General features: G+C 72.6%; 19 protein-coding genes. 12 read left to right on the top strand and 7 right to left on the bottom strand.

The genetic code is table 11. The features are described 5' to 3' along the window. The first annotated feature begins 18 nt into the window (after positions 1-18). The 5 genes from ABIA35_RS08625 to mutM all read left to right on the top strand — a co-directional run bounded on the left by ABIA35_RS08625 (position 19) and on the right by mutM (position 3,740). Entirely contained in the window at positions 19-978 is a 960-nt protein-coding gene (locus ABIA35_RS08625) for a hypothetical protein (RefSeq protein ID WP_370357533.1), read from the top strand. A 220-nt stretch (positions 979-1,198) separates the two neighbouring features. Beyond that, positions 1,199-1,813 (top strand): DUF177 domain-containing protein, encoded by a 615-nt coding sequence (locus ABIA35_RS08630; protein WP_370337725.1) that lies wholly within the window; start codon positions 1,199-1,201, stop codon positions 1,811-1,813. 4 nt (positions 1,814-1,817) lie between these two features. Next, positions 1,818-1,991, top strand: a complete 174-nt coding sequence (rpmF, locus tag ABIA35_RS08635) for a 50S ribosomal protein L32 (RefSeq protein ID WP_015796566.1) — start codon at positions 1,818-1,820, stop codon at positions 1,989-1,991. A gap of 23 nt (positions 1,992-2,014) precedes the next feature. After that, positions 2,015-2,842 carry a ribonuclease III gene (gene rnc / locus ABIA35_RS08640; RefSeq protein ID WP_370337728.1) on the top strand — a complete coding sequence of 276 codons (828 nt, stop codon included), beginning with the start codon at positions 2,015-2,017 and terminating at the stop codon, positions 2,840-2,842. 25 nt (positions 2,843-2,867) lie between these two features. Beyond that, positions 2,868-3,740 carry a bifunctional DNA-formamidopyrimidine glycosylase/DNA-(apurinic or apyrimidinic site) lyase gene (gene mutM / locus ABIA35_RS08645; RefSeq protein WP_370357534.1) on the top strand — a complete coding sequence of 291 codons (873 nt, stop codon included), beginning with the start codon at positions 2,868-2,870 and terminating at the stop codon, positions 3,738-3,740. Here mutM and ABIA35_RS08650 read toward each other — a convergent pair. Then, entirely contained in the window at positions 3,688-6,078 is a 2,391-nt protein-coding gene (locus ABIA35_RS08650; RefSeq protein WP_370357535.1) for a hypothetical protein, read from the bottom strand. The genes mutM and ABIA35_RS08650 overlap by 53 nt on opposite strands. Before the next feature lie 216 nt (positions 6,079-6,294). Between ABIA35_RS08650 and ABIA35_RS08655 the strand changes: the two genes are divergently transcribed. Continuing rightward, a complete protein-coding gene (locus ABIA35_RS08655; protein WP_370357537.1) occupies positions 6,295-8,181 on the top strand; it encodes a DUF2142 domain-containing protein in 1,887 nt (628 codons plus the stop codon). A gap of 60 nt (positions 8,182-8,241) precedes the next feature. Continuing rightward, complete coding sequence (locus ABIA35_RS08660; RefSeq protein WP_370357538.1) at positions 8,242-9,816, top strand: NAD(P)/FAD-dependent oxidoreductase; 1,575 nt, start codon at positions 8,242-8,244, stop codon at positions 9,814-9,816. A gap of 73 nt (positions 9,817-9,889) precedes the next feature. Here ABIA35_RS08660 and ABIA35_RS08665 read toward each other — a convergent pair whose 3' ends face one another. The 3 genes from ABIA35_RS08665 to ABIA35_RS08675 form a co-directional block, all read right to left on the bottom strand. Then, on the bottom strand, positions 9,890-11,497 hold the full coding sequence (locus ABIA35_RS08665) for a hypothetical protein (protein WP_370357539.1): 1,608 nt from the start codon (positions 11,495-11,497) through the stop codon (positions 9,890-9,892). 76 nt (positions 11,498-11,573) lie between these two features. After that, the gene (locus tag ABIA35_RS08670; protein ID WP_370337738.1) at positions 11,574-12,515 is read right to left on the bottom strand and encodes a CAP domain-containing protein; all 942 of its coding nucleotides are present in this window, start codon (positions 12,513-12,515) and stop codon (positions 11,574-11,576) included. A 117-nt stretch (positions 12,516-12,632) separates the two neighbouring features. Then, positions 12,633-13,460 carry a CAP domain-containing protein gene (locus ABIA35_RS08675; RefSeq protein WP_370337740.1) on the bottom strand — a complete coding sequence of 276 codons (828 nt, stop codon included), beginning with the start codon at positions 13,458-13,460 and terminating at the stop codon, positions 12,633-12,635. A gap of 448 nt (positions 13,461-13,908) precedes the next feature. Between ABIA35_RS08675 and ABIA35_RS08680 the strand changes: the two genes are divergently transcribed. The 3 genes from ABIA35_RS08680 (at position 13,909) to ABIA35_RS08690 (ending at position 18,559) form a co-directional block, all read left to right on the top strand. Next, positions 13,909-14,118: a hypothetical protein gene (locus tag ABIA35_RS08680; protein ID WP_015796557.1), complete on the top strand. Its 210-nt coding sequence runs from the start codon at positions 13,909-13,911 to the stop codon at positions 14,116-14,118. 213 nt (positions 14,119-14,331) lie between these two features. Further along, entirely contained in the window at positions 14,332-17,979 is a 3,648-nt protein-coding gene (smc, locus tag ABIA35_RS08685; protein WP_370357540.1) for a chromosome segregation protein SMC, read from the top strand. 16 nt (positions 17,980-17,995) lie between these two features. Beyond that, positions 17,996-18,559 carry a GNAT family N-acetyltransferase gene (locus ABIA35_RS08690; protein WP_370357541.1) on the top strand — a complete coding sequence of 188 codons (564 nt, stop codon included), beginning with the start codon at positions 17,996-17,998 and terminating at the stop codon, positions 18,557-18,559. Between the two features lie 7 nt (positions 18,560-18,566). Here ABIA35_RS08690 and ABIA35_RS08695 read toward each other — a convergent pair whose 3' ends face one another. After that, the gene (locus ABIA35_RS08695) at positions 18,567-18,971 is read right to left on the bottom strand and encodes an OsmC family protein (protein ID WP_370357542.1); all 405 of its coding nucleotides are present in this window, start codon (positions 18,969-18,971) and stop codon (positions 18,567-18,569) included. Positions 18,972-19,052: 81 nt separating this feature from the next. Between ABIA35_RS08695 and ABIA35_RS08700 the strand changes: the two genes are divergently transcribed. Both ABIA35_RS08700 and ABIA35_RS08705 read left to right on the top strand, forming a co-directional pair. Beyond that, a complete protein-coding gene (locus ABIA35_RS08700; RefSeq protein ID WP_370337748.1) occupies positions 19,053-19,418 on the top strand; it encodes a hypothetical protein in 366 nt (121 codons plus the stop codon). Between the two features lie 5 nt (positions 19,419-19,423). After that, positions 19,424-20,362 carry a WXG100 family type VII secretion target gene (locus ABIA35_RS08705; RefSeq protein ID WP_370357629.1) on the top strand — a complete coding sequence of 313 codons (939 nt, stop codon included), beginning with the start codon at positions 19,424-19,426 and terminating at the stop codon, positions 20,360-20,362. A 77-nt stretch (positions 20,363-20,439) separates the two neighbouring features. Here ABIA35_RS08705 and ftsY read toward each other — a convergent pair whose 3' ends face one another. Next, positions 20,440-21,633 carry a signal recognition particle-docking protein FtsY gene (ftsY, locus tag ABIA35_RS08710; protein ID WP_370337750.1) on the bottom strand — a complete coding sequence of 398 codons (1,194 nt, stop codon included), beginning with the start codon at positions 21,631-21,633 and terminating at the stop codon, positions 20,440-20,442. Positions 21,634-21,737: 104 nt separating this feature from the next. Continuing rightward, complete coding sequence (locus ABIA35_RS08715; protein ID WP_370357543.1) at positions 21,738-22,271, bottom strand: hypothetical protein; 534 nt, start codon at positions 22,269-22,271, stop codon at positions 21,738-21,740. Positions 22,272-22,351 lie beyond the last annotated feature (80 nt).

Consider the following 22,351-nt stretch of genomic DNA (forward strand, 5'->3'; position numbering starts at 1 on the left):
TGACTTCAGGGAGCCATCGTGCGCAAGGACGTGAAGCCGGCCCGGACCCGTCGTCTGATCACGGTCGCCGGTGCGGCCACGCTGGTCGCCGGATGCCTGGGCGCGGCTCCGGCATGGGCCGACACAACGCAGACCTTCACCCAGGACGGCACGTTCACGGTGCCCGACGGCGTGACCCAGCTGACCGTCACGGCGGTGGGCGCCGGGGGCGGCGGCGGCGGGGACAGCGTCATGCACGGCAAAGCCTCCTGGGGCGGCGGTGGCGGGGGCGGCGGCGCGATCGTCCAGTGCGTGCTCCCGGTGACGCCCGGGCAGGTGTTCACGGTCTCCGTGGGCGGCTTCGGCGGCCGCGGGTCGTCCCAGGCCGCCACCACGGTCTTGGCCGGCGGCGGCGGCGGCAGCGGCGGCGGCACCGCGGGCCAGGACGGCCAGGCCGGCAGCTCCAATGGCGGCGACGGCACGTCCGGCACCGCCGGCGGCGGCGGCGGAGGCGGGGCGAACGGCCGGTCCAGCGGGATGGAGCCGCACGGCGGCGACGGCGGGAGCGGGGCGAGCGTGGTCCCGGGCAGCTCCAGCCAGGGCGGCAAAGGGGCCACCGACGTCTACGCCGGCGGAGGCGGAGGCGGAGGCGGCGGTGCGACCGCCTTCACGACCTCGGACCTGGCGGACTACGTCATGGCGGCCGGCGGCGAGGGCGGCAGCGCCGGCGCGGTCGGCGAGGAGGACGGCGGCCACGGCGGCCTGCCCGGCCTCGGCGGCCGCGACGGAGGCTGCGTCTCGCAGGGGCAGACGGTCGACGCCACCGTGACCCCGGGCGGCGACGCCACCGGCGGCGCCGCGGCCAACAGCAGCACCAGCGCCGTCGGCGGCACCGGCGGCACCGGGAGCGACGACGGGACCGGCTTGGGCGGGAACGGCGGCGGGGACAGCGACGGCCCGGTGTCGGGCACCGCCGGCGAGATCGTGGTCAGCTACTGAGAGGATCGCCGGGAAAGATCGTCGGGAGCGCGCCGCGGCCGCCGGGAACCTCGCCGGCGGACCGCGGCGCGACCCGTTTCCCGGGGCGGTCCGGGCCCGGTGAGGACGTGCGTTTGGCCGACACCCCGGCCCTCGGCTATCGTGGACGTCTGCCTGACTGCCGGATGGCTGACGCACGCCTTTCGCCTTGAGGTCCACCAAACACGACGATAGAGGGATCATGCCTGGCACGACGCCGAAGAAACCGGCGCAGCCCGACCTTCGCTCGCCGTATGTGGTGGACACCCAAGACTTCGCCAGGCGCCCGGGTTCGATGCGCAAGCTGCACGAGACCGTCCCGGCGCCGGAGTCCCTCGGGGACAAGGACGGGGTCGCCAGCGTGCCGGCGGGTTCGGACGTGGAGCTCGACGTGCGGCTGGAAGCCGTCGTGGAGGGCGTCCTGGCCACCGGTACCGCCAGTGCCGCCGTGGCCGGGGAGTGCGTCCGGTGCCTGGAGCCGCTCGACCTCGAGGTCGAGGCGGAGTTCCAGGAACTGTACTTCTTCCCGGGTGAAGACACGGGAGGCGACGAGGACGCGGTGTTCCTCGTCAACGACCTGCTCGACCTCGAGCCGGTCGTGCACGACGCGGTGGTGCTCGCACTGCCGTCGGCACCGTTGTGCCGGGACGACTGCCAGGGACTGTGCCCCGAATGCGGCGCGAACCTGAACGACGACCCGGAGCACTCGCACGAGACCGTCGACCCCCGGTGGGCGGCCTTGGCGGACCTGAAAGACCAAGTAGCCAGCAACAGCGGTACGGCGCCGGTCGCCCCGCCCGCCCAAGACCAGGAGTAGGCCCGTGGCCGTCCCGAAGCGCAAGAAGTCCCGCAGCCGTACCCGTTCGCGCCGTGCCCAGTGGAAGGCCGCGCCGCTGACCCTGGTGGCGTGCGAGAACTGCGGCCAGACCAAGGTTCCGCACCACCTGTGCGCGAACTGCGGCACCTACGACCGCCGCCAGGTCGTCGAGGTCTGAGCCGCACCGGAATCTCGATAGCTGTGGCGTCTTCGAACAGGTCCGGCAAGGGCGGGACAGGAGCCTCCGCCCCGCCGGAGGATCTCATCGCCCGACTTGGCCTGCCCGTGGACGCCCGGCTCATCGACCGGGCGCTGACCCACCGCTCGTACGCGTACGAGAACGGCGGCCTGCCCACCAACGAGCGCCTGGAGTTCCTCGGCGACTCGGTGCTGGGCCTGGTGGTCACCGACACGCTCTACACCACGCACAGCGAGCTGCCCGAGGGGCAGCTCGCCAAGCTGCGTTCGGCCGTGGTCAACTCCAAGGCCCTGGCCGAGGTGGCCCGGGGCCTGCGCCTGGGCGACTACGTGAAGCTGGGCCGCGGCGAGGAGACCACCGGCGGGCGGGACAAGGCCTCGATCCTGGCCGACACCCTGGAAGCCCTGATCGGCTCGGTCTACCTCGACCACGGCATCGAGGTCGCCTTCGACCTGGTCCGGCGCCTGTTCGGCCCGCTGATCGCCACCTCGGCGACCCTGGGCGCCGGGCTGGACTGGAAGACCTCGCTGCAGGAGCTGACCGCGGTCGCCGGCATCGGCGTCCCGGACTACCGGGTGACCGAGACCGGCCCGGACCACGACAAGTTCTTCGAGGCCGACGCCTGCGTGGGCGGCACCGTCTACGGCCACGGCTCGGGCCGCTCCAAGAAGGAGGCCGAGCAGCAGGCGGCCGAGGAGGCCTGGCGCACCATCCGCGAGACGCACGCCGAGGCGCTGGCCGCCAAGGGCGTGCTGCCCGGAGCCGCCGGAGACCGCAAGCTCACGCACGGCCCGTACGACATCGAACCGGATCCGGCGGACGCGTCCTGACGGTGGGCTTCGGTACGCTCGAGGCGTGCCGGAACTGCCTGAAGTAGAAGTCGTCCGCCGCGGTCTGGAGCACTGGGCGGTCGGACGCACCGTCGCCGCCGCCGAGGTGCTGCACCCCCGGGCGATCCGCCGCCATCCCGACGGCCCCGAGGACTTCGCCGCCCGCACCGCCGGGCTCACCCTGCTCAGCGCCGAACGCCGCGGCAAGTTCCTGTGGCTGCCGCTGGGCGAGGGCGGCACGGGCGTCGGCGAGGCCGTGACCGGCCATCTCGGGATGAGCGGCCAGCTGTTGGTCCAGCCCGAGGGCACCCCCGACGAGAAGCACCTGCGCATCCGGTTCACCTTCACCGACGGCGGATCCGAACTCCGCTTCGTCGACCAGCGCACCTTCGGCGGCATGGCCCTGGAGAAGCTGGAACACGACCGGCACGGCGTGCTCGTCCCGACCTCCGTGGCGCACATCGCCCGCGACGTCATGGACCCGGAGTTCGACGCCGACCACTTCCACAGCGAACTCCGCCGCCGCGACACCGGCCTGAAGCGCGCGCTGCTGGACCAGACCCGGGTCAGCGGCATCGGCAACATCTACGCCGACGAGGCGCTGTGGATCGCGCGGCTGCACTACGACCGCCCGACCTCGAAGATGCGCCGCCCGGACACCGACCGCGTGCTGGCGGCGGCCCGCGAGGTGATGACCGCCGCGCTCGCCGTCGGGGGCACGTCCTTCGACAGCTTGTATGTGAACGTCAACGGCGAGAGCGGCTACTTCGCCCGGTCGCTGCACGCCTACGGCCGCGAGGCGGAGCCCTGCGAACGCTGCGGGACGGCGATCAGGCGCGAGTCCTTCATGAACCGGTCGAGCTACTTCTGCCCGAAGTGCCAGCGGCTTCCGCGCTGACCCGGCCGATTTCGCCGATTTCGCCGATTCCGCCGGTCCGGAGCCGCCGCTTGTCGCGGTACCACAGCGCGATGATCACCCCCGCCAGGCACAGCCCGAGCAGCGCCATCGCCTGCCCGATCCGGTAGCCCGGCGGCCGGAAGCTCAGCCGCAGCGTGCTGCCGCCCTTGCGGGCCGGCGGGAGCAGGACCTTGATGATGCCGACGTCGGTGCCCTTCAGCCGCACCGCGTGCCCGTCCACGGTGGCCCGCCAGCCCGGCCACAGCAGCGCCGCGATCCGGACCTCGCCCTGGCCGGTGTAGCGCAGGGTCTCGCCGACGCCGTCCGCGGCGATGGCATCCGCTGTGACGTGCGCGCTCGGGGCCGTGTACGCGACCCGTCCGTCCGGCCACGGCAGGGGCTTGCGGCGGTTCAGGACCAGGGTGTGGTCGTCCAGCACGCGCATGGTCCAGCCGGCCGGCACGGTCAGCGGCTTGGCGCGCTTCTTCCCCGGGACCACCGGCGGGTTCAGCGTGTCCACCACGTGCTGCTGGGTCTGGACCACCACGGTCTGCAGCCGCAGCAGGTCGGCGAGCTCGGCGGCGGAGTCGCTGTCCTTGCGCCACAGCCGGGCGTAGAGGGACTGGCAGGTGCCGCCGTAGTAGGACATGCACAGGTGCCGCATGTAGGCGCGGTAGGAGACTCCGGTGTAGTTGTTCAGGCTCGTCACCCCGGCCACCTGCAGCAGGCTGCCGCCGGGCAGGTCGTGCCAGACGCTGCGCCGGCCCAGCCGGTCGGCCTCGGTCAGCGGGTCGCCGACCATCAGGGTGTTGCCCTGGTACAGGGTGCCGAAGTGCCGCTTCATCGAGGCCACGTCGTGCTGCGGGTGCCAGTCGGTGACGTTCTGGTTGGCCGGGAAGGCCACGGCCTGGAAGCCCAGCACCGCCACCGTCCCGCCGACCAGCAGCCGGGACAGCGGCCGGCCGGCGCGCACCCGGCGGACCATCAGCCAGGACAGGACGCCGACCAGCGCGGTCGCGGCGATGACGGTGGGGAACCGGCCGGGCTGCGCCGACCACGACAGGTAGCCGCCGACCACGATGATCACCGCGGTGGCCGCGGCGCGGCGGCGGGGCAGGTCGGTGCGCGGCGACTCGGTGAGCGCCAGTGCCAGCACCACGCTCAGGCCCAGATAGGCGTACTCGATGACGCGCAGCGGCCAGCGGAACAGCCAGATCTGCGACGGGCCGACCGTCAGCGCCAGGTACACCACCGCCAGCAGGCCCACGCCGATCAGCGTGCGCGGCCGGCGCACCACCCGCCGCCAGTCCAGCCACGGCGCCAGCGGGGCGATGAACCACGCCAGGTACGTGGCCGGCACGGACCAGAAGGCCATGTGCCAGGACACCGAGTGCGGCAGGTACGCCGGCGCGGACAGGTTCAGCAGGTCGCCGACCCCGGGGACCAGGAAGCCGGTGTTCATGATGCCCGAGCCCGGCGAGCGGGTGGTGACCGCGGCGCTGAGCACCAGCGGCAGGAACACCATCGCGGCCGCCGAGGCCGCCACCGCGCTGACCCCGGCCAGCCGCCAGATCGCGCGGCGGTCGCGCGCCGCCAGCGACTCCACGGCCAGCGCCCCGGCCACCACCACCATGCCCAGCAGGCCGTAGGGGTTGCCGGTGGTGACGATCAGCAGTCCGAAGACGATCGGCACCACCGGGTTCAGCCGCCCGCGCATGTACCGGCGCGCCGACCACCAGAAGTGCGCGGTCCAGGCGAAGCCCATGAGGCCGGCGATCCAGGAGGCGGCGTCGAAGTAGAGCGTGAAGCCGGAGAACGGCAGCGCGACCGCCATGACCGCCGAGGCGGCCCGGTTCGCGCGGTACTCGCGGCAGACCGCGTAGATGCCCAGCGTCAGCAGCACCAGGAACTGGGTCTTGATCACGATCGCCGCGATCAGCAGGTCCCCGGACAGCGCGGTGAGCACCGCGTCCAGCAGCTCCACCGGGTTCCAGATCCCGAACAGCGCCTCGGCGGCGAAGTTCCCGCCGTTCCACATGCTCGGCACCTGCGGATTCCAGTGCCCGGCCAGCAGATCGGCGCCGATGCGGTGCCAGACCGGCAGGAACTCCGCGGCGCTGTCGTCCCAGAGATAGAAGAACCGGTTGGTCAGCATCGGGATCTGCGCCAGCACCGCGACGACGACGGCGACCAGCGCGGCCGTCCCGGCGTCGGTGCGCGGTACCCACCGGCGGCGCGGCGGGGCGGCCGGCCTGGGCGCGGCGTCGCCGCGGGGACGGATCAGACGACCGGGAAGACGGGGGGCCGGCGGCCGCAGGGCCGGGGGCGTGACACTCAACGCAGGACTCCTCGGGCATGGCGCGGGACGCACGCTGCGGACGGGCGCGCGCCGATGATGCACAACGAGCCACCCGCGCCCCCGGCACCGGCTGCTCCGCCGAACGGCTGGGATGTTCACCGCATCCGGTGACGCGCGGGCCTGCGCGCCACCCCCGGGACCGCCGGTGGTTTAGCGTCCGCAGGACACCCCGCGCAAGCCTCAGGAGGCTGACTCGTGTCCCGGACCGTGCCCGCGCGGCAGCGCCCGACCATCGTCCGCCGGACCTGGCGGACGGCCTTCGCCGCCTTCGCCCTGCTGGCCGTCGCCTGGTCCCTGGCCATGCCCGCGGACGGCACCACCGATGAACGCCAGCACCTGGAGCGCGCCTACGGCGCGGTCACCGGCCGCCTGGCGGGCCCGCAGGGTGAGGACCCGCTGGTCCACCGTCCCGGCGCCGCCTTCGAGGTACCGAAGAGCCTGCTGCCGCCGAACGCGCTGTGCGTCTACTTCCCGAACGTCCACCAGGACCAGAGCTGGGTGGCGCGACCCGCGAGCTGCCAGCACCCGGCGCCGTCCACCCACGCCAAGACCCGCGTGGTGTCCTGGGTGGGACGCTACAACCCGCTGTACTACCTGGCGGTCGGCGGCCCGCTGCGCTTCTGGCCGGACATGACCGGCATCGTGCTGAGCCGCACCCTGGCCGCCCTGCTGGCCTCGGCGTTCGCCGCGACGGCGGCGGCGATCGCGATCCGCACCCGCCGCCCGATGCTGCTGGCGGCGCTGCTGACGGTCCTCACGCCGACCACCATCGCGCTGAACTCCACGGTGAACCCGAACGGGATCGAGATCTCGGCGGCGCTGCTGCTGTGGGTGTGCCTGGTGGATCTGGCGCGGCCGGGGCCGGCGGGGCGGAGGCTCTCGCCGGTGCCGGCAGCCGAACGGGGCTGTGGTGCGCGGCTTTCGCGGGTCGGCGTGCTGCGACAGGCGACTATCGGGGCTGATTCCGAGGACCGGCGCTCGCTGGGCGGGCTGCTGCGGCGGGTGACTTCTGCGGTGCCGGTTGTCCAGGCCGGTCCTGCCGACCGGCGCTCGCCTGCCGGCCTGCTGCGGCGCGCGGCTTTCGCGTTGGCGCCGGCCGGTCCGGGCGCGTCCCCCTCCCAGCCCGCTCTCCTGCTGTTCGCCGCCGTCTCCGGCGCCGTCGTCCTCACCGTCCGCGCCGAGGGCCCGTTCTGGTTCGCCCTGGCCGTCGCCGGCTCGCTGGCGGTCGCCGAGCCGGGCCGTATCAGGGAGCTGTTGCGGTGGCGCGCCGCCCGCCGGGTCGCCGCCGCCTGGGCCGTGACCGCTGTGCTGGCCGTGGTCTGGAACGCGGTCTCGGGCAATGACAAGGTCACCGAGACCCTCATCGCCGTCCACCCCGCCGACCACCGTGTCGGCACCCTGCTCCGGGTGGTCGCCGTGACCCGCGTCGGCGGGTGGTTCAGCGAGGCGTTCGCGCTGGACGTGCAGGCCTCGTGGGTGCCGATGCTGTGGGCGGCGCTGGCGGCGGCGGTGCTGGTCCCGGTGGCGGTGCTGCGGACCCGGCGGGTGGCGGTCGTGGCGCTCGCCGTCGCGGCGGCCTCGCTCGGGATCACCGTGGTGCTGGAGATCAAGTTCCTCGGGACGCTCGGCTGGTCCCAGTACGGCCGCTACTTCCTGCCCGGCCTGGCCGGCACCGCCGTGCTGCTGGCCTCCGGTCCCGCCGGGGAGCTGCCGCCGGTGCTGCGCCGCCGGATCCCGCGCCTGTTCGCCCTCGGGGCCGCGTTCTGCCAGCTGTGGGTGCTCGCCGTCGAGATGACGCGGGTCCAGGCCGGTCCCGACGCCCCGCTGAACCCCCTGGGCGGCTCCTGGCACCCGGCCGCCGGGTCGCCCACGGTGCTCGCCGTGGCGGCGCTGGGAGCCGCGGCCCTGATCGCCCTCGTGTGGGCCGCCACAGCCGACACGGCCGCCACAGCCGACACGACCGCCACAGCCGCCACAGCCGACACGACCGCCACGGCCACCGCCGCCGTCCCCGCCGCCGTCCCCGCCGCCGCTACCGCACTCGCGGCTCCCCAGGCGGTACCCGAACCGGCAAACTCCTGATTCCATCATCTATTGGCGTAATACGCCGTTACCCGGCGCCTATCGTCTCGTTGGTGCGTTGTGTCAACAATCTCTTCACAAGCGCCAGAATCCGGACAGGACGCGACCGACGCGCCCGCCGTCGTCGTCATCGGGGCCGGGCCGGCCGGGCTGACCGCCGCCTACCAGCTGGTCAAGTCCGGGGTGCGGCCGACCGTCTTCGAGTCCGACGACGTCGTCGGCGGCATCAGCCGGACCGTGGAGCGCGGCGGATGGCGGTTCGACATCGGCGGCCACCGCTTCTTCACCAAGGCCGGGCCGGTGGAGGCGCTGTGGCACGAGATCCTGCCCGACGAGGACTTCCTGATGCGGCCGCGGATGAGCCGCATCCACTACCGCGGCAAGCTGTTCGACTACCCGCTCAAGGCCGGCAACGCGCTGTCCGGGCTGGGGCTGGTCGAGGCCGCGCGCTGCGTCGCCTCCTACGTCTGGGCGCAGATCAAGCCGCCGAAGGACCAGACCAAGTTCGAGGGCTGGGTCGCCGCGCGCTTCGGTTTCCGGCTGTACTCGATCTTCTTCAAGACCTACACCGAGAAGGTGTGGGGCATGCCGGCCAACGAGATCGAGGCCGACTGGGCCGCCCAGCGGATCAAGAACCTGTCGCTGTTCAAGGCGGTGGTCAACGCGCTGGCCCCGAAGCGCAAGAACCAGAAGCAGATCACCAGCCTGATCGAGCAGTTCCAGTACCCGAAGTACGGCCCCGGCATGATGTGGGAGCGCTGCCGGGACCTGGTGACCGACGCCGGCGGCTCGGTCGTGATGAACACCTGGGTCACCGCCGTGCACCGGGCCGAGGGCGGCGCCGTCGCGGTGACCGTGAAGAACGGCGCCGGCGAGCGCACCGTCCAGGCCGACCACGTGGTCTCCTCGATGCCGATCTCCGCGCTGGTGCGCGCGATGGACCCGCCGGCCCCGGCCGAGGTGCTCGCCGCCGCCGACGACCTGCGCTACCGCGACTTCCTCACCGTCGCGCTGGTGGTGCCCGAGTCCGCCGGCTTCCCCGACAACTGGATCTACATCCACACCCCCGGCGTGCGGGTCGGCCGGATCCAGAACTTCGGCTCGTGGTCGCCGTACCTGGTCAAGGAGGGGCGCACCTGCCTGGGCCTGGAGTACTTCGTCTCCGAGGGCGACGACCTGTGGGAGGCCGCCGACGACGTCCTGATCAAGCAGGGCGCGCAGGAGCTGGAGGCCCTCGGCCTGGTGAACGCCGACGCCGTCGAAGAGGGCTACGTGGTGCGGATGCCCAAGGCGTACCCGGTCTACGACGAGTACTACCGCGCCAACGTGGACGTGATCCGCGAGTGGCTGGCGCGCGAGGTCCCGAACGTGCACCCGGTCGGCCGCAACGGCATGCACCGCTACAACAACCAGGACCACTCGATGATGACGGCGATGCTCACCGCCGAGAACATCGCCACCGGCACCACGCACGACGTGTGGTCGGTGAACGTCGAGGAGGAGTACCACGAGGAGGGCTCGGAGCAGAAGCCCTCCGGCACCTCGGGGACCGGCCGCGACGCGCCGATCGTGCCGCGCCGGCGGGTCGAGGCGCCGAGCGGGGCCAAGGCCGCGAAGGCCGATCAGCGGGTCTGAGTCACAGAACGGCGATGCCGCGGGATCCGGAAGGACCCGCGGCATCGCCGTTCCCGCGTCGGTGCGTCCCGCTTCAGAGGGCCGGCTGCCCGGCCTCCGCCGGAACCGGCTGCGGCATCCCGGCGCCGTCCGCGCTCCGGCGCCGCCGCTCCGCGACCGCCACGAGTACCTCCACCGCGGCGAAGACCCACGCCAGCGCCGTCGCGAACACCGCCAGGTCGAGGTGCTTGGCGGTGTCGATCCCGTCGGCGAACGCCGAGGCGCCGAACTGGGTGGCCGCCACCGCGAGCAGCAGCCCCAGCACCGCCCCGGAACCGAGCAGCGCCCGGCGCCGCCGCGTGGCGGACACCGCGGCCGCCGGGAGCAGCCACAGCAGGAACAGCGTCCCCATCCCGGAGCCGCGCAGCAGCCCGAGCGCCCCGGTGACCGGCGCCCAGCGGGTGTCCAGCACGCCGCGCTTCGTGTGGCCGTTGTTGGTGTAGTTCGCCAGATGCGGCAGGACCATGACCTGCGTGCCGTTCGGCCCGGCATGGCACAGCGTGGCCGTCGGCCGCGGCACGTAGAAGTACGCCGCGGCGCGGTCCAGCACCGGCAGCAGCCGCGTCGGGTGGTCGACGAAGTAGCCGAGGATCCGCTTGTGTGACAAGCCCTTGGTGAACCGCTGGTAGGCGGCACTGTCCTGCAACTTCGTCGGCGCGCACCACGGCGGCGCCCCGGAATATTTCGCGAGCCAGGACGGTGCGGCGAACGCCGCGAGGTCTCCTCCGGGATGCGCCGTGGTCGGCAGCAGCGTGACGGTCACGAAGTTGGCCTCGGTCAGCTGCGCCGTCCGCTTGTCCTCGTTGCCCGACACCGCGAACGCCCCGGCCGCCAGCACCACCACGGCCACCAGGCCGGTGAGCCGATGCCGCAGCCGCAGGTCCAGCTTGCGCAGCCGGGCCACCGGCACCGGGACCGCCGGCGCCAGCAGCACCAGGGCCAGCGGCAGCATCGCCGGCACGTTCTGGGTCTTGGCGGTGGCCAGGAAGAGCCCTGACACGCCGGTGACCGCGATGCCCGCCAGCCGCCGCCGGCGGCTCGGCCCGGCCAGCAGCAGCACCCCGACCAGCACGTAGAGCAGGCCGATGATCGACGCGATCTCGCTGAACGGCGAGACCGCGTAGTCGATGAACACGGTGTCGGCGACGACGCCCAGCACCGCGGCGCACAGCAGCAGCCGGTAGCGGTGCCGCACCGTCAGGACCCGGTACAGCAGCCCGATCGCCAGCCCGATCAGCAGACAGCACACGACGCCGACCGCCCGCAGGTCCAGATAGCCCGGCAGCCGCAGTGCCCGGGTGAGCAGCCGGCCCGCGTACAGCACCAGCACCTGGCTGCTCTGGTAGGGCACGTCCGGCAGCCGGATCGAGCCCAGCATGTGTTTGTGGCAGGTGAAGTGCGCGAGGTGGTCGTAGCGGTAGTACACGTAGTCGCGCAGCCGGGGCGTGTTCTTCGGCAGCCGCACATCGACGCCGAGATGGCACATCAGCCGGACGCCGTCGTAGTTGTCGGCCACCCCGACCGGCCTCGGCACGAACAAGCGGAGCATGAGCAGCACCGCCGAACCGATGCCGACGGCCGCCGCGAGGACGGTCGCCGAGAGCCGGGACGGACGGAGTCCTTCGATCCTTGGTTTACGCACGCCTTGGTTCAACGACCGAGACGGTGCCGCATCACGCTTTTTCCGCTTTCCTGGTGAATCCGCCGGGTTCGGGGGATCACATCCAGCCGAGCTCGATCGTCCAGTACACGTCGCCGGTCGCCGGGTCCAGCTGTGCCGAGACCCCGATCGTGGTGTTCCAGAACGACAGCAGCGCCCGCCGCGAGGACGGGTCCTTCATCAGCGCGCCGATGACGTCGTCGCCGGGCTTGCCGTGCGCGATCAGCTCCTGGGACAGCGAGTAGCAGCCCACGTCCGCCGCGCGGCTGAACGGATCGGAGCCGTCGGAGCCGATGTGGCTGAAGTCGCCGGTGTGCGCCATGTCCGTGGAATGCAGCTTCGCCGCCTTGGACAGCAGCGAGTCCAGGCTCAGCCCGCTGACCCCCTGCTGGCCCCGGGCGCTGCCGATCTCGCTCAGGGCCGAGGAGACCGCGGCCGAGGAGTTGAACGGCGCGGTGTTCGACGTCGGCGTGGTCGGCGAAGGCACCACCGGCGCGGTCGGCGGGCTGCTCGGGGGAGTGGCCGGCGGCCGGCTCGGCGTGGAGGGGGCCGACGGCGAGGGCTGCGACTGGCTCGGCTGCGGCTGCGAGGGCCGCGAGGAGGAGGCCGGCGCGGTCGGGGAGTGCGCCGTCATCGGCGCCGGGCTGGAGCTCGACGCGGCCGGGGCGGCCGCGGTGCTGGTCGGCGTCGCGGGCACGTCCGAGGACGAACTGGCCGGCGCGGTCACGGTCACGAACCCTGGAGCCGCGTTGCCGCCGAAGCCCTGCGCCATCGGCGTTATGCGGTTCGGCGCACCGTCCAGAACCGTCGAACCGGTCCCCGCCGGGCTGCCGTGCAGGATCCCGGGCGCGACGAAGGCGAACGCGGCGATGGCGGCCGTGGACAGGCTGCCGATGGCGATCGGCGTCGGCCGCAGCGGGCTGAACGGGCTGCGGCCCCGGTGGCGCGCGCTGTAGGAGCCGGCCCTGATGCCGGCCTCCTGCCACGTGCGTAGGTCCATGCGCTGATTCCCCCTGGTCCTGCGAGCGCCCGAAGTCACCAGATGCTACCGCTGAGGCGCAAGGGGAGTAAGAGTATTCGCGGTCTGCCGGGAAGGGATTCTCCCCACGGATCCGGGTCAGGAATACCCGAAGTCCTGGGTCCACCACGGCCCGTCCGGACCGAACTGCACGCCCACCCCGATGGCCTTGGACGAGCAGTTCAGGATGTTGGCGCGGTGGCCCGCGGAGTTCATCCAGGCCTCCACGACCGCCTGCGGCGTGGACTGGCCCCGCGCGATGTTCTCGGCGGAGGGATCTGAGTATCCCTGAGCTTCGATGCGGGTCCACGGCGTCACGCCGGCGGGGGTGTTGTGATCGAAGTAGTCCCGGGCCCTCATGTCGACGCTGTGGCCTATCGCCGCGGCGCGCAGCCGGGAGTCGTCGCGCAGGGCCGGGCAGCCGTGCGCGACGCGCTGGTCGTTGGTCAGCGCGACGACTTCGGCCTCGTAGGAGGCGGCCTGGTCCGAGGAGACCTGCACGGTCGGCTCGCCGTTGCCGGTGGGCTGGGCGGACTCGGTGGGCTCGGTGGGCTCAGTGGGCTCGGTGGGGGTGCCGGAGAAGCCGGAGAAGCCGGGCGTGGCCGAGCGGGTCGCGTCGCGGGACACCGGCGGGGTGGAGCGGCTGCCGGCCGCCGCCGTCGGGTCCGACGAGGGTGACGGGGTCGGGGACTGCGTCGTGACGTCGGCGGGGGCGGCGCTGGTCGGTGCCGAGCCGCCGGGCCCGAGCGCGACCACGCCTTCGACCCCGGGGCGCAGCATCAGCGGCGCGGTGATCGCCAGCCCGCCGACGACCGCGGTGATCGCCGGCCCGCGCAGCCTCCGGCGCCGCTGGGGCGCTCTGCGCCGGTGGCTGGTCGGGCGCCGGGGGCGGTCGGACCGTTCCCCGTCGTCAAGCACTGAGGCCATGCCGCCAAGCTACAAAGGGCCGTTAGCCCGTTCGAGCGACTTGGGCAAAGCTTTGCGTCCCTGGTCGGTCCCGGACCTAGTCGCCGGGTACCCCCAGGGTGAATTCCCGCTCCGGATAAGGCGGATCCAGGCCGGATAAAGCTTGACGACCCGGTGTCAACAGTGATCGAGTGGCCCCACGGCCTTCGGGGTCCGCTTTGCGGTGCCCTGCTTCGTGTTGACCCAAGACCCCTTTCGGTGCGACCCTGGTAGTCGCGCACTCCTTTATGTCGGCGCGGTATGCCCTGTGGTGAAACCGGCTAAACACCGGCCTCATCGCCGATTCATAACGCTTCCGACGCTGCCCCCGCAGCCGGTGCGCGACCACGGCACCACCCTTGTCTGGCAGGTTGACACCTACAGAGGTTCTGGCGAAGACGCCAGGCACTCATCGTGAAGGACCCTCACTATGGCTAAGGCGCTTCTCGGGCATGTCGCTGCGGTGGACCACCGCATGGTTTCCGAGATGAGGCGGCTCAAGCAGCGCGTCGTCGACCTCGAGGCGTATGTGTCCCGCCTCGAGGACGAGAACGCGGCGCTGGCCGCTTCGAAGTACAGCTCGACCGGGCTGGACTCCGAATTCAGCGAGCTGGAGCGGGAGCCCGCTCTGTCCCGCTGACCGAAGACTGCGGCATCTCCCATTGCAAGGGACGTTGGAGCGACCTCCGGCGTCCCTTGACCTGGAGGGAGTACGCTCCGAGGTAGCCTCGCCGGGCACAGCCATCAGTACGGGCACCATCAGTACGGGCATCAGCAGCGCCGGGCGAAGCGTCAGAGCTCAGACCCCCACCAGGCCCAGCCGGCCAGGCATCGCAGGAGAGTGTCGCCGCACGTGTACCTGAAGACCCTGACCCTGCGCGGCTTCAAGTCCTTCGCCTCGGCCACCACCCTGCGCCTGGAACCGGGCATCACCTGCGTGGTCGGCCCCAACGGCTCGGGCAAGTCGAACGTGGTGGATGCCCTGGCCTGGGTGATGGGCGAGCAGGGTGCCAAGTCGCTGCGCGGCGGCAAGATGGAGGACGTCATCTTCGCCGGCACCACCGGCCGCGCGCCGCTGGGCCGCGCCGAGGTGGCGCTCACCATCGACAACGGCGACGGCGCGCTCCCCATCGACTACTCCGAGGTCACCATCTCGCGGATCATGTTCCGCAACGGCGGCTCGGAGTACGCGATCAACGGCGACCCCTGCCGGCTGCTGGACATCCAGGAACTGCTCTCCGACTCCGGCATCGGCCGCGAGATGCACGTCATCCTCGGCCAGGGCCGGCTGGACGCGGTGCTGCAGGCCAGCGCCGAGGACCGCCGCACCTTCATCGAGGAGGCGGCCGGCGTCCTGAAGCACCGCAAGCGCAAGGAGAAGGCGCTTCGCAAGCTGGACGCGATGCAGGCCAACCTGACCCGCCTCACAGACCTGACCGGCGAGCTGCGCCGCCAGCTCAAGCCGCTGGGCCGGCAGGCCGAGGTGGCCCGCCGCGCGGTGGTCATCCAGGCCGATCTGCGCGACGCCCGGCTGCGGCTGCTCGCCGACGACCTGGTCGGCATGCGCCAGGCCTTCGAGCAGGAGGCCGCCGACGAAGAGCAGATGAAGGTCCGGCGCAAGCAGCTGGAGCGCCAGTACGCCGAAGGACAGGCCCAGGAGTCCGAGCTCGAACAGCGCGGCGCGGCCCTGGTGCCCTACCTGGCCGAGAGCCAGGAGACCTGGTACCGCCTCAGCTCCCTGAAGGAGCGCTACCGGGGCTCGGCCCAGCTGGCCGTCGAGCGGGTCCGCAACGCCTCGCGCACCGCGCCGGAGGAGCGGCACGGCCGCGACCCGGAGGAGATGCAGGCCGAGGCCATGCGGATCCGCGAGGAAGAGGCCGAACTCGCCGAGGAGATCGCCGAGGCCCAGGAGAGCCTGGCCGGCGCGGTCATGCAGCGGACCGACGCCGAGACCGCGCTGCAGCAGGAGGAACGGCGCCTGGCCGCCTCCGTGCGCGCCGCCGCCGACCAGCGCGAGAGCCTGGCCAAACTCGACGGCCGGGTCGGCGCCATGCGCTCCAAGGCCGCCGCCGCCGACGCCGAGATCGGCCGCCTCGGCGCCGCCGCCGAGGAGGCCCGGGGCCGGGCCGCCGGCGTGCAGCGCGAGTACGACGAGCTCAAGGCCGAGGTCGAGACCCTGGAGACGGACGGCGGCGGGCTCGACGACGAGGTCGAACAGGCCTCGCAGGCGCTGTCCGAGGCCGAGGAGAAGCTCACCGAGCTGCGGGCCGCCGAGCGCGAGGCCCAGAAGGAGCACGCCGGCTTCGCCGCCCGCAAGGAAGCCCTGGAGCTGGGCCTGAACCGCAAGGACGGCGCCGGCGCCCTGCTGGCCGCCACCGACCGGCTGTCGGGCCTGCTCGGCAGCGTCGCGGCGATACTGACCGTGGAGTCCGGCGCCGAGGCCGCGGTGGCCGCCGCCCTGGGCACCGCCGCCGACGCGGTCGCGGTGAGCAGCGTGGACAGCGCGGTGAACGCGATCCGGCTGCTGAAGGCCGACGACGCGGGCCAGGCCACGGTCATCGTCGGCGGCGACGTCTCCTACTCCGACGACGGCGACTGGCCCGAGCTGCCGCAGAACGCCCGCTATGTCATCGACCTGATCCAGGTCCAGGGGGAGCTGCGCCCGGCGTTCACCCGGCTGCTGAACCGGATGGCGGTCGTCGAGGACCTGTCCGAGGCCTCCGAGCTGATCGGCAAGATCCCGGAGGTGCGGGCCGTGACCCGCGACGGCGACGTGCTGGGCCGGGACTCGGCGCGCGGCGGCTCGTCCTCGGCGCCGACGCTGCTGGAGGTCCAGGCCGCGGTCGACGAGGCCACCGAGAAGCTCTACGAGGCCGGCGCCCGCGCCGAGCGGCTGCGCACCGAGCTGGAGTTCGCCACGACCCAGCGGCAGACCGCGAAGGCCCTGGTGGACACGCTGATGGCGCAGCGCCGCGAGGCCGACAGCCAGAAGGCCGGCGTCGCCCAGCAGCTGGGCCGGCTCGGCGGTCAGGCCCGGGCGGCGCTCGGCGAGGTGGAGCGCTTCGTCACGGCGATCGCCAAGGCCGAGGAGGCCCGCGACCGGGATCTGGGCCAGATCGAGGAGCTGGAGGGCCAGCTTCTGGAGGCGCAGGAGGCCGCGGCCGTCGCCGAGGAGCTCGACGACGTGCTGTCCACCGGCCGCCGCGACGACTTCGCGCAGCAGGCCACCGCCGCGCGCACCGCGGAGATGGAGGCCCGCCTGGCGGTGCGCACCGCCGAGGAGCGGGCCCGCGCCCTGGCCGGCCGCGCCGACCAGCTGGACCGCGCCGCGCAGCAGGAGCGCGAGGCCCGCGAGCGGGCCATAGAGCGCGCCGAGCGCCTGGCCGAGGAGGCCGAGGTGGCCCGGGCCGTGGCCCACGGCTTCGAGCAGGTCATCCGGCACCTGGAGCAGTCCCTGGCGCTGGCCCAGGCCCGGCGCGAGGAGGCCGAGCGCGCCCGGGTCGAGCACGACGCCCAGATCCAGGTCGTGCGCGCCCGGGTCCGCGAGCTGTCCGGCGAGCTGGAGAAGCTCACCGACTCGGTGCACCGCGACGAGGTGGCCCGCGCCGAGCGCCGGATGCGCATCGAGCAGATGGAGGAGAAGGCGCTGGCCGAGCACGGCGTCGAGGCCGACGTGCTGGTCGCCGAGTACGGCCCCGAGGTGCCGATCCCGCCGACCGTCGCCGGCGACATCGCCGTGCCCTACGACCGCGCCGAGCAGCAGCGCCGGCTGAAGAAGGCGGAGAAGGACTACGCGGCCCTGGGCAAGGTCAACCCGCTGGCGCTGGAGGAGTTCGCGGCGTTGGAGGAGCGGCACCAGTTCCTGTCCGAGCAGCTGGAGGACCTGAAGAAGACCCGCAAGGATCTGCTGGACATCATCAAGGAGGTCGACGACCGGGTCGAGCAGGTCTTCACCGAGGCTTACGCCGACGTCGCGCGCGAGTTCGAGGGCGTGTTCTCCCGCCTGTTCCCGGGCGGCGACGGCCGGCTGATCCTCACCGACCCCGAGGACATGCTGACCACCGGCATCGAGGTCGAGGCCCGCCCGCCGGGCAAGAAGGTCAAGCGCCTGTCGCTGCTGTCCGGCGGCGAGCGCTCGCTGACCGCCGTGGCCTTCCTGGTGTCGATCTTCAAGGCCCGGCCCTCGCCGTTCTACATCATGGACGAGGTCGAGGCGGCGCTGGACGACACCAACCTGGGCCGCCTGATCAACATCATGGAGGAGCTGCGGGCCACCTCGCAGCTGATCGTGATCACGCACCAGAAGCGCACCATGGAGGTCGCCGACGCGCTGTACGGCGTCACCATGCGCGGGGACGGCGTCACCACGGTCATCAGCCAGAAGCTGCGCGACAAGGCGACCGGGGCGATGGGCGACGCGCCCAAGGTCGTCCCGGCCCAGACCGCGCAGGACGTCGCCAGGATGGCCTCCGGCAAGGCCATGGAAGACGAGCCGGTCTGAGCCGTACGCTGCTCCGATGACCAGTGTGGAAATACGGCTGTCGGACGATGTGGTCCTGCGGCCGGTCCGGGTATCCGACGCGGCGGCCTTCGCGCGCGCCTACAAGAGGAACTTCGCGCACCTGGAGCAGTGGGAGCCGATCCGCCCGGGCGAGTTCTACACGGAGGCGGGCCAGCACCGGCGCCTGAAGAAGTTCGACGAGGAGCGCGCCGCGGGCCGGGTCCAGCGCTGGGCCTTCGACCGCGGCGACGACGAGGTCTACGGCAGCATCACGCTGTCGGGCATCGAGCTGGGCATCTTCCTCAACGCCCGGATGGGCTACTGGGTGGACGTCGAGCTCATCGGCCGGGGCCTGGCCACCGCGGCCGTCAACGGGGTCTGCGACTACGCGCGCCAGACCTGGAACATCCACCGGGTCGAGGCCGGGACGAACGTGGAGAACGCCGCCTCGCAGCGGGTGCTGGCCAAGTGCGGGTTCGAGGAGATCGGCGTGTCCCGCGCGCACCTGTACGTCAACGGCAAGTGGTCCGACAGCAGGCAGTTCCACCGGATCCTGCACACGGACCCGGTGGCGCTGTAAGGGGGGATCAGACCCCGTCGAGGTCCAGGTTCACCGGCGTGCCCTCGCGCAGCGAGCGGCTGACCGTGCAGTGCCGCTCCTCCACCCGCTCGGCGACGTCCCGGAACACCTTCTCGGCGTCGGCGTCGCCGGCGGGCAGCTCCACCTCGTAGGCCAGGGTCACCGGCCCGAGCTTGTTCCGCTCGATCTTCTCCGAGGTCGCCTTGGCCACCAGCTTCGTCATCCGGTGCCCGCGCTGCGCGGTCAGCGGCTCGGTGGTGACGATGTTGCATCCGGCCACCGCGACCAGCAGCAACTCCACGGGGGAGAAGCTCGGGCCCTGGCCGTCCCCGCTCAGCTCGATGCGGGCGCCGCGCTCGTTGGTGGCGATGTAGCGGCCGTCGTCGGTGCGCTCGACCTTGATCTCATACATGGGAACCAGTGTTCGCGGGGTGCTGCGAACCTCGCAACCCGGAGTAGGCTCCGCGTCGAATCTACTGATGGGAGGGGTTCAGTGACGACGGACCTGACCGGCCGGATGGACGCGTTCGTGGCCGCGCTCCGGGCCGCGGAGGCGTCGCTGCGCGAAGTACCCGGCATGTTGGAGGGGGCCCGGGTCCACGACTTCGCGTTCGGGAAGATGTTCGAGGCGACCGAGGTGCGCGACGCGTACCACAAGCGGCTCCCGGAGACCGAGAAGGACATCGTCGAGGCCTGCGAGGTCCTCGACCACTTCGTCGCCGGCCTGGACGGCGGCCGGGCCATCGGCGCCAACCCCGAAGGCCCGGACCCGGCCCTGTCGCAGGCCGCTGAGTGGACGCCGGACTCCTTCCCCTGGCGCCGGCGGATCCCGCTGCAGGCCGAAGGCGGCGCGTCGTGAACGTCATGCTGATCACGGGCCTGAGCTTCGCGGTGCTGATCTTCGGCATGTGGGGCCTGGGCGTGCTGGTGGTCCGCAACCAGGCCCGCAAGCTGAGGGAAGCGCCCGGCCAGGAGCTGACCGAGCAGATCGAGCAGACCGCGGCCGAGATCCACAGCATCGACGAGTTCCTGGCCCGGGCCGAGGCGCTGCCCGAGGGCCGAAAGCCCGAGCCGCGCCCGGAGCACCTGGCCGAACGCGACCAGGAGAAGCTGGAAGCCCTGGCCCAGCACCACTTCCCGCACCTGGAGGTGCCGCACCCGCACCTCCACCTGGTCGGCATCACCGGCCTGGAGAAGCGGCTGCTGGCCTGGGTCTCGCACCACACCGGCCTGCCCAGCCCGTTCGTGCTCCTGGACAAGCTCACCGGCGACCCGGACGAGCTGGAACGGGCCGCCAAGGCCTGGGACGGCGCGCACGCCCACGTCCAGCAGACCGTCACCGACCTGTGCTCGGCCGCCGCGGCCCTGCACCGCGACTGGGACGACGAGACCGCCGAGCGCTTCTACCCGCTGCTGGCCGACTTCCTGGCCGAGCTCGACACCCTGGCCGACAACCTGGCCAAGAGCGCCGAGACGCTGCGCGGCCTGCGCGGCGAGGCGGCCCTGGCCGAGGGCACCATCGCCGGCCTGATCAACCTGCTCATCGGCTCCCTCGGCGGCTTCCTGGTCGAGGAGGTGATGTCGGTGGGCACGATGACGCCGGCGGTCGCGGCCCAGGCCCAGGTGGAGATCACCTGGGTGCTGAAGCAGATAGCGATGGCGGCCGGGCGGCTGCAGGGGATCTACGCGAACACCCGGCACGTGCTGGACAGCGTGAGCGGCTTCAAGGGGCTTCAGCACATGCACAGCTGCTTCCAGGCCGACGTGGTCCAGCGCATCGAGCGGCTGGTGGACAGCGAGTGAGCTGCTGAGCTACTGAGCTTCTGACATGCAGAAGGGCGGCCGGATGCCCGGCCGCCCTTCTGCTCGCTGTGCGTCGCCTACTGGAGCAGCGCGTCCACGAACGCCTCGGGGTCGAACGGCGCCAGGTCGTCGGGGCCCTCGCCGAGCCCGACGAGCTTGACCGGCACCCCCAGCTCCTTCTGCACGGCCACGACGATGCCGCCCTTGGCGGTGCCGTCCAGCTTGGTCAGCACGATGCCGGTGATGTTCACCACCTCGGCGAACACCCGGGCCTGCACCAGGCCGTTCTGCCCGGTGGTGGCGTCCAGCACCAGCAGCACCTCGTCCACCGTGCCCTGCTTCTCGGCGACCCGCTTGACCTTGCCGAGCTCGTCCATCAGCCCGGTCTTGGTGTGCAGCCGCCCGGCGGTGTCGATGAGCACGGTGTCCACGCCCATCCCGGTGCCTTCCTTCACAGCCTCGAACGCCACCGAGGCCGGGTCGGCCCCCTCGGCCCCGCGCACGGTGTAGGCACCGACCCGCTGGCCCCAGGTCTGCAACTGGTCGGCGGCGGCGGCCCGGAACGTGTCGGCCGCGCCCAGCACGACGGAGTACCCGTCGGCGACCAGCACCCGCGCGAGCTTGCCGGTGGTGGTGGTCTTCCCGGTCCCGTTGACCCCGACCACCATCGCCACGGCCGGCCGCTCCGGCGCCCCGTCGGCGGCCGGATGCTTGGCCACCTTCAGCGTCCGGTCCAGCGTCGGATCGATGAGCGCGACCAATTCCTCGCGCAGCAGCGCCCGGGCCTCGTCCACGGTCCGCGAGCCCTGCACCCGGGTGTTGGTCCGCAACCGCTCGACCAGCTCGGTCGCCGGCCCCACCCCGAGATCGGCGGCGATCAGGGTGTCCTCGATCTCCTCCCAGGTCGCCTCATCGAGCTTGTCGCGGCTCAGCAGCTTCAGCAGCCCCTGCCCCAGCGTCCCCTGCGACCGCGAGAGCCGAGACCGCAACCGCACCAGCCGCCCGGCGGTGGGCTCCGGCACCTCGATCTCCGGCGCCGTCTCGGCCTCGGCCACACTCGGCGCCGGCGCGGCCGCCACCGGCGGAGCACGCTCCGCGACAGCGGTACTCCCGCCCCCGGACGGCGCCTCCCGCCCCTTCTCCGCCGTCACGGACGGCGCAGCGGGCGGCGCATCGACCGGACGCGAACGACCTCGGGCACGGTAGAACAGGGCGGCCGCGCCGATGACGGCTATGGCCGCGATGACGATGCCGATGACGAGGAACTCCATGGGAGACATCCTCGCATGTGGAGCGGGGCGGTTCGCCCGGCTCGGCGGTGGCGTGGCCGCTCAGCTGAAGGGGATGCGTGCGCCGCCGCTTCCGGCCCGCCCGCCTACCCCACCCGACTCCCCGCGAACAAGACCCCCCGCGCCTCCGCCCGCCGGCACCCGTGCGCCAGCGCCCCCAACAGCAACCGCGCCGGCGGCAGCATCGCACCCCGCTCGCCCCGCTCAGCCCGCTCGACCCGCTCGACCCGCACCTCAGCCACCGTCTCCGGCGGCCGCACCCACCGCGCGCTCCCCGCCGCCGGCAGCGGCGTCTCGGCGGCCAGCACCACGCCGACGGTCCGGATGTCCGTGCCATCGGGATCCCAGCCGAGCTCCTTCAGGTCCGCCAGGAACGACGCCGTCGTCCCGGCCTCCACGAAGAACCGCAGCCGGCTGCCACCCCCCGCCACCTCCCGCCCCTCGTGCCCGGCCGGTACCGTCAGCACCGGCCCCAGCGGCGTCCCCAGCCGCTCCAGCTGCAGCAGCACCCGGTGCCCGGCGGCGGCCGGCACGTCCAGCAGGTCGTAGGCCGCGGGCAGCCGCAGGGCCGCCGCGGGCCGGGTGTGGGCGCGGCGGGTGCTCCCCAGGCGTACTCGCATGCTTCCTCCAACGCCGACGGACGCCTCGGGGTCACGCTGCCCGCCGAGCAAGGTCATTAGACCTTCGACGTCCGACGACT

It is taken from the genome of Catenulispora sp. MAP12-49, assembly GCF_041262705.1.
Taxonomy (GTDB): domain Bacteria; phylum Actinomycetota; class Actinomycetes; order Streptomycetales; family Catenulisporaceae; genus Catenulispora.

Bases quoted from the DNA above. Each gene is read 5' to 3' on its own strand.
- ABIA35_RS08715 (WP_370357543.1), bottom strand. From the start codon at position 22,271: ATGCGAGTACGCCTGGGGAGCACCCGCCGCGCCCACACCCGGCCCGCG.
- ftsY (WP_370337750.1), bottom strand. From the start codon at position 21,633: ATGGAGTTCCTCGTCATCGGCATCGTCATCGCGGCCATAGCCGTCATC.
- ABIA35_RS08695 (WP_370357542.1), bottom strand. From the start codon at position 18,971: ATGTATGAGATCAAGGTCGAGCGCACCGACGACGGCCGCTACATCGCC.
- ABIA35_RS08630 (WP_370337725.1), top strand. From the start codon at position 1,199: ATGCCTGGCACGACGCCGAAGAAACCGGCGCAGCCCGACCTTCGCTCG.
- ABIA35_RS08705 (WP_370357629.1), top strand. From the start codon at position 19,424: ATGCTGATCACGGGCCTGAGCTTCGCGGTGCTGATCTTCGGCATGTGG.
- ABIA35_RS08675 (WP_370337740.1), bottom strand. From the start codon at position 13,460: ATGGCCTCAGTGCTTGACGACGGGGAACGGTCCGACCGCCCCCGGCGC.
- ABIA35_RS08670 (WP_370337738.1), bottom strand. From the start codon at position 12,515: ATGGACCTACGCACGTGGCAGGAGGCCGGCATCAGGGCCGGCTCCTAC.
- ABIA35_RS08690 (WP_370357541.1), top strand. From the start codon at position 17,996: ATGACCAGTGTGGAAATACGGCTGTCGGACGATGTGGTCCTGCGGCCG.
- ABIA35_RS08680 (WP_015796557.1), top strand. From the start codon at position 13,909: ATGGCTAAGGCGCTTCTCGGGCATGTCGCTGCGGTGGACCACCGCATG.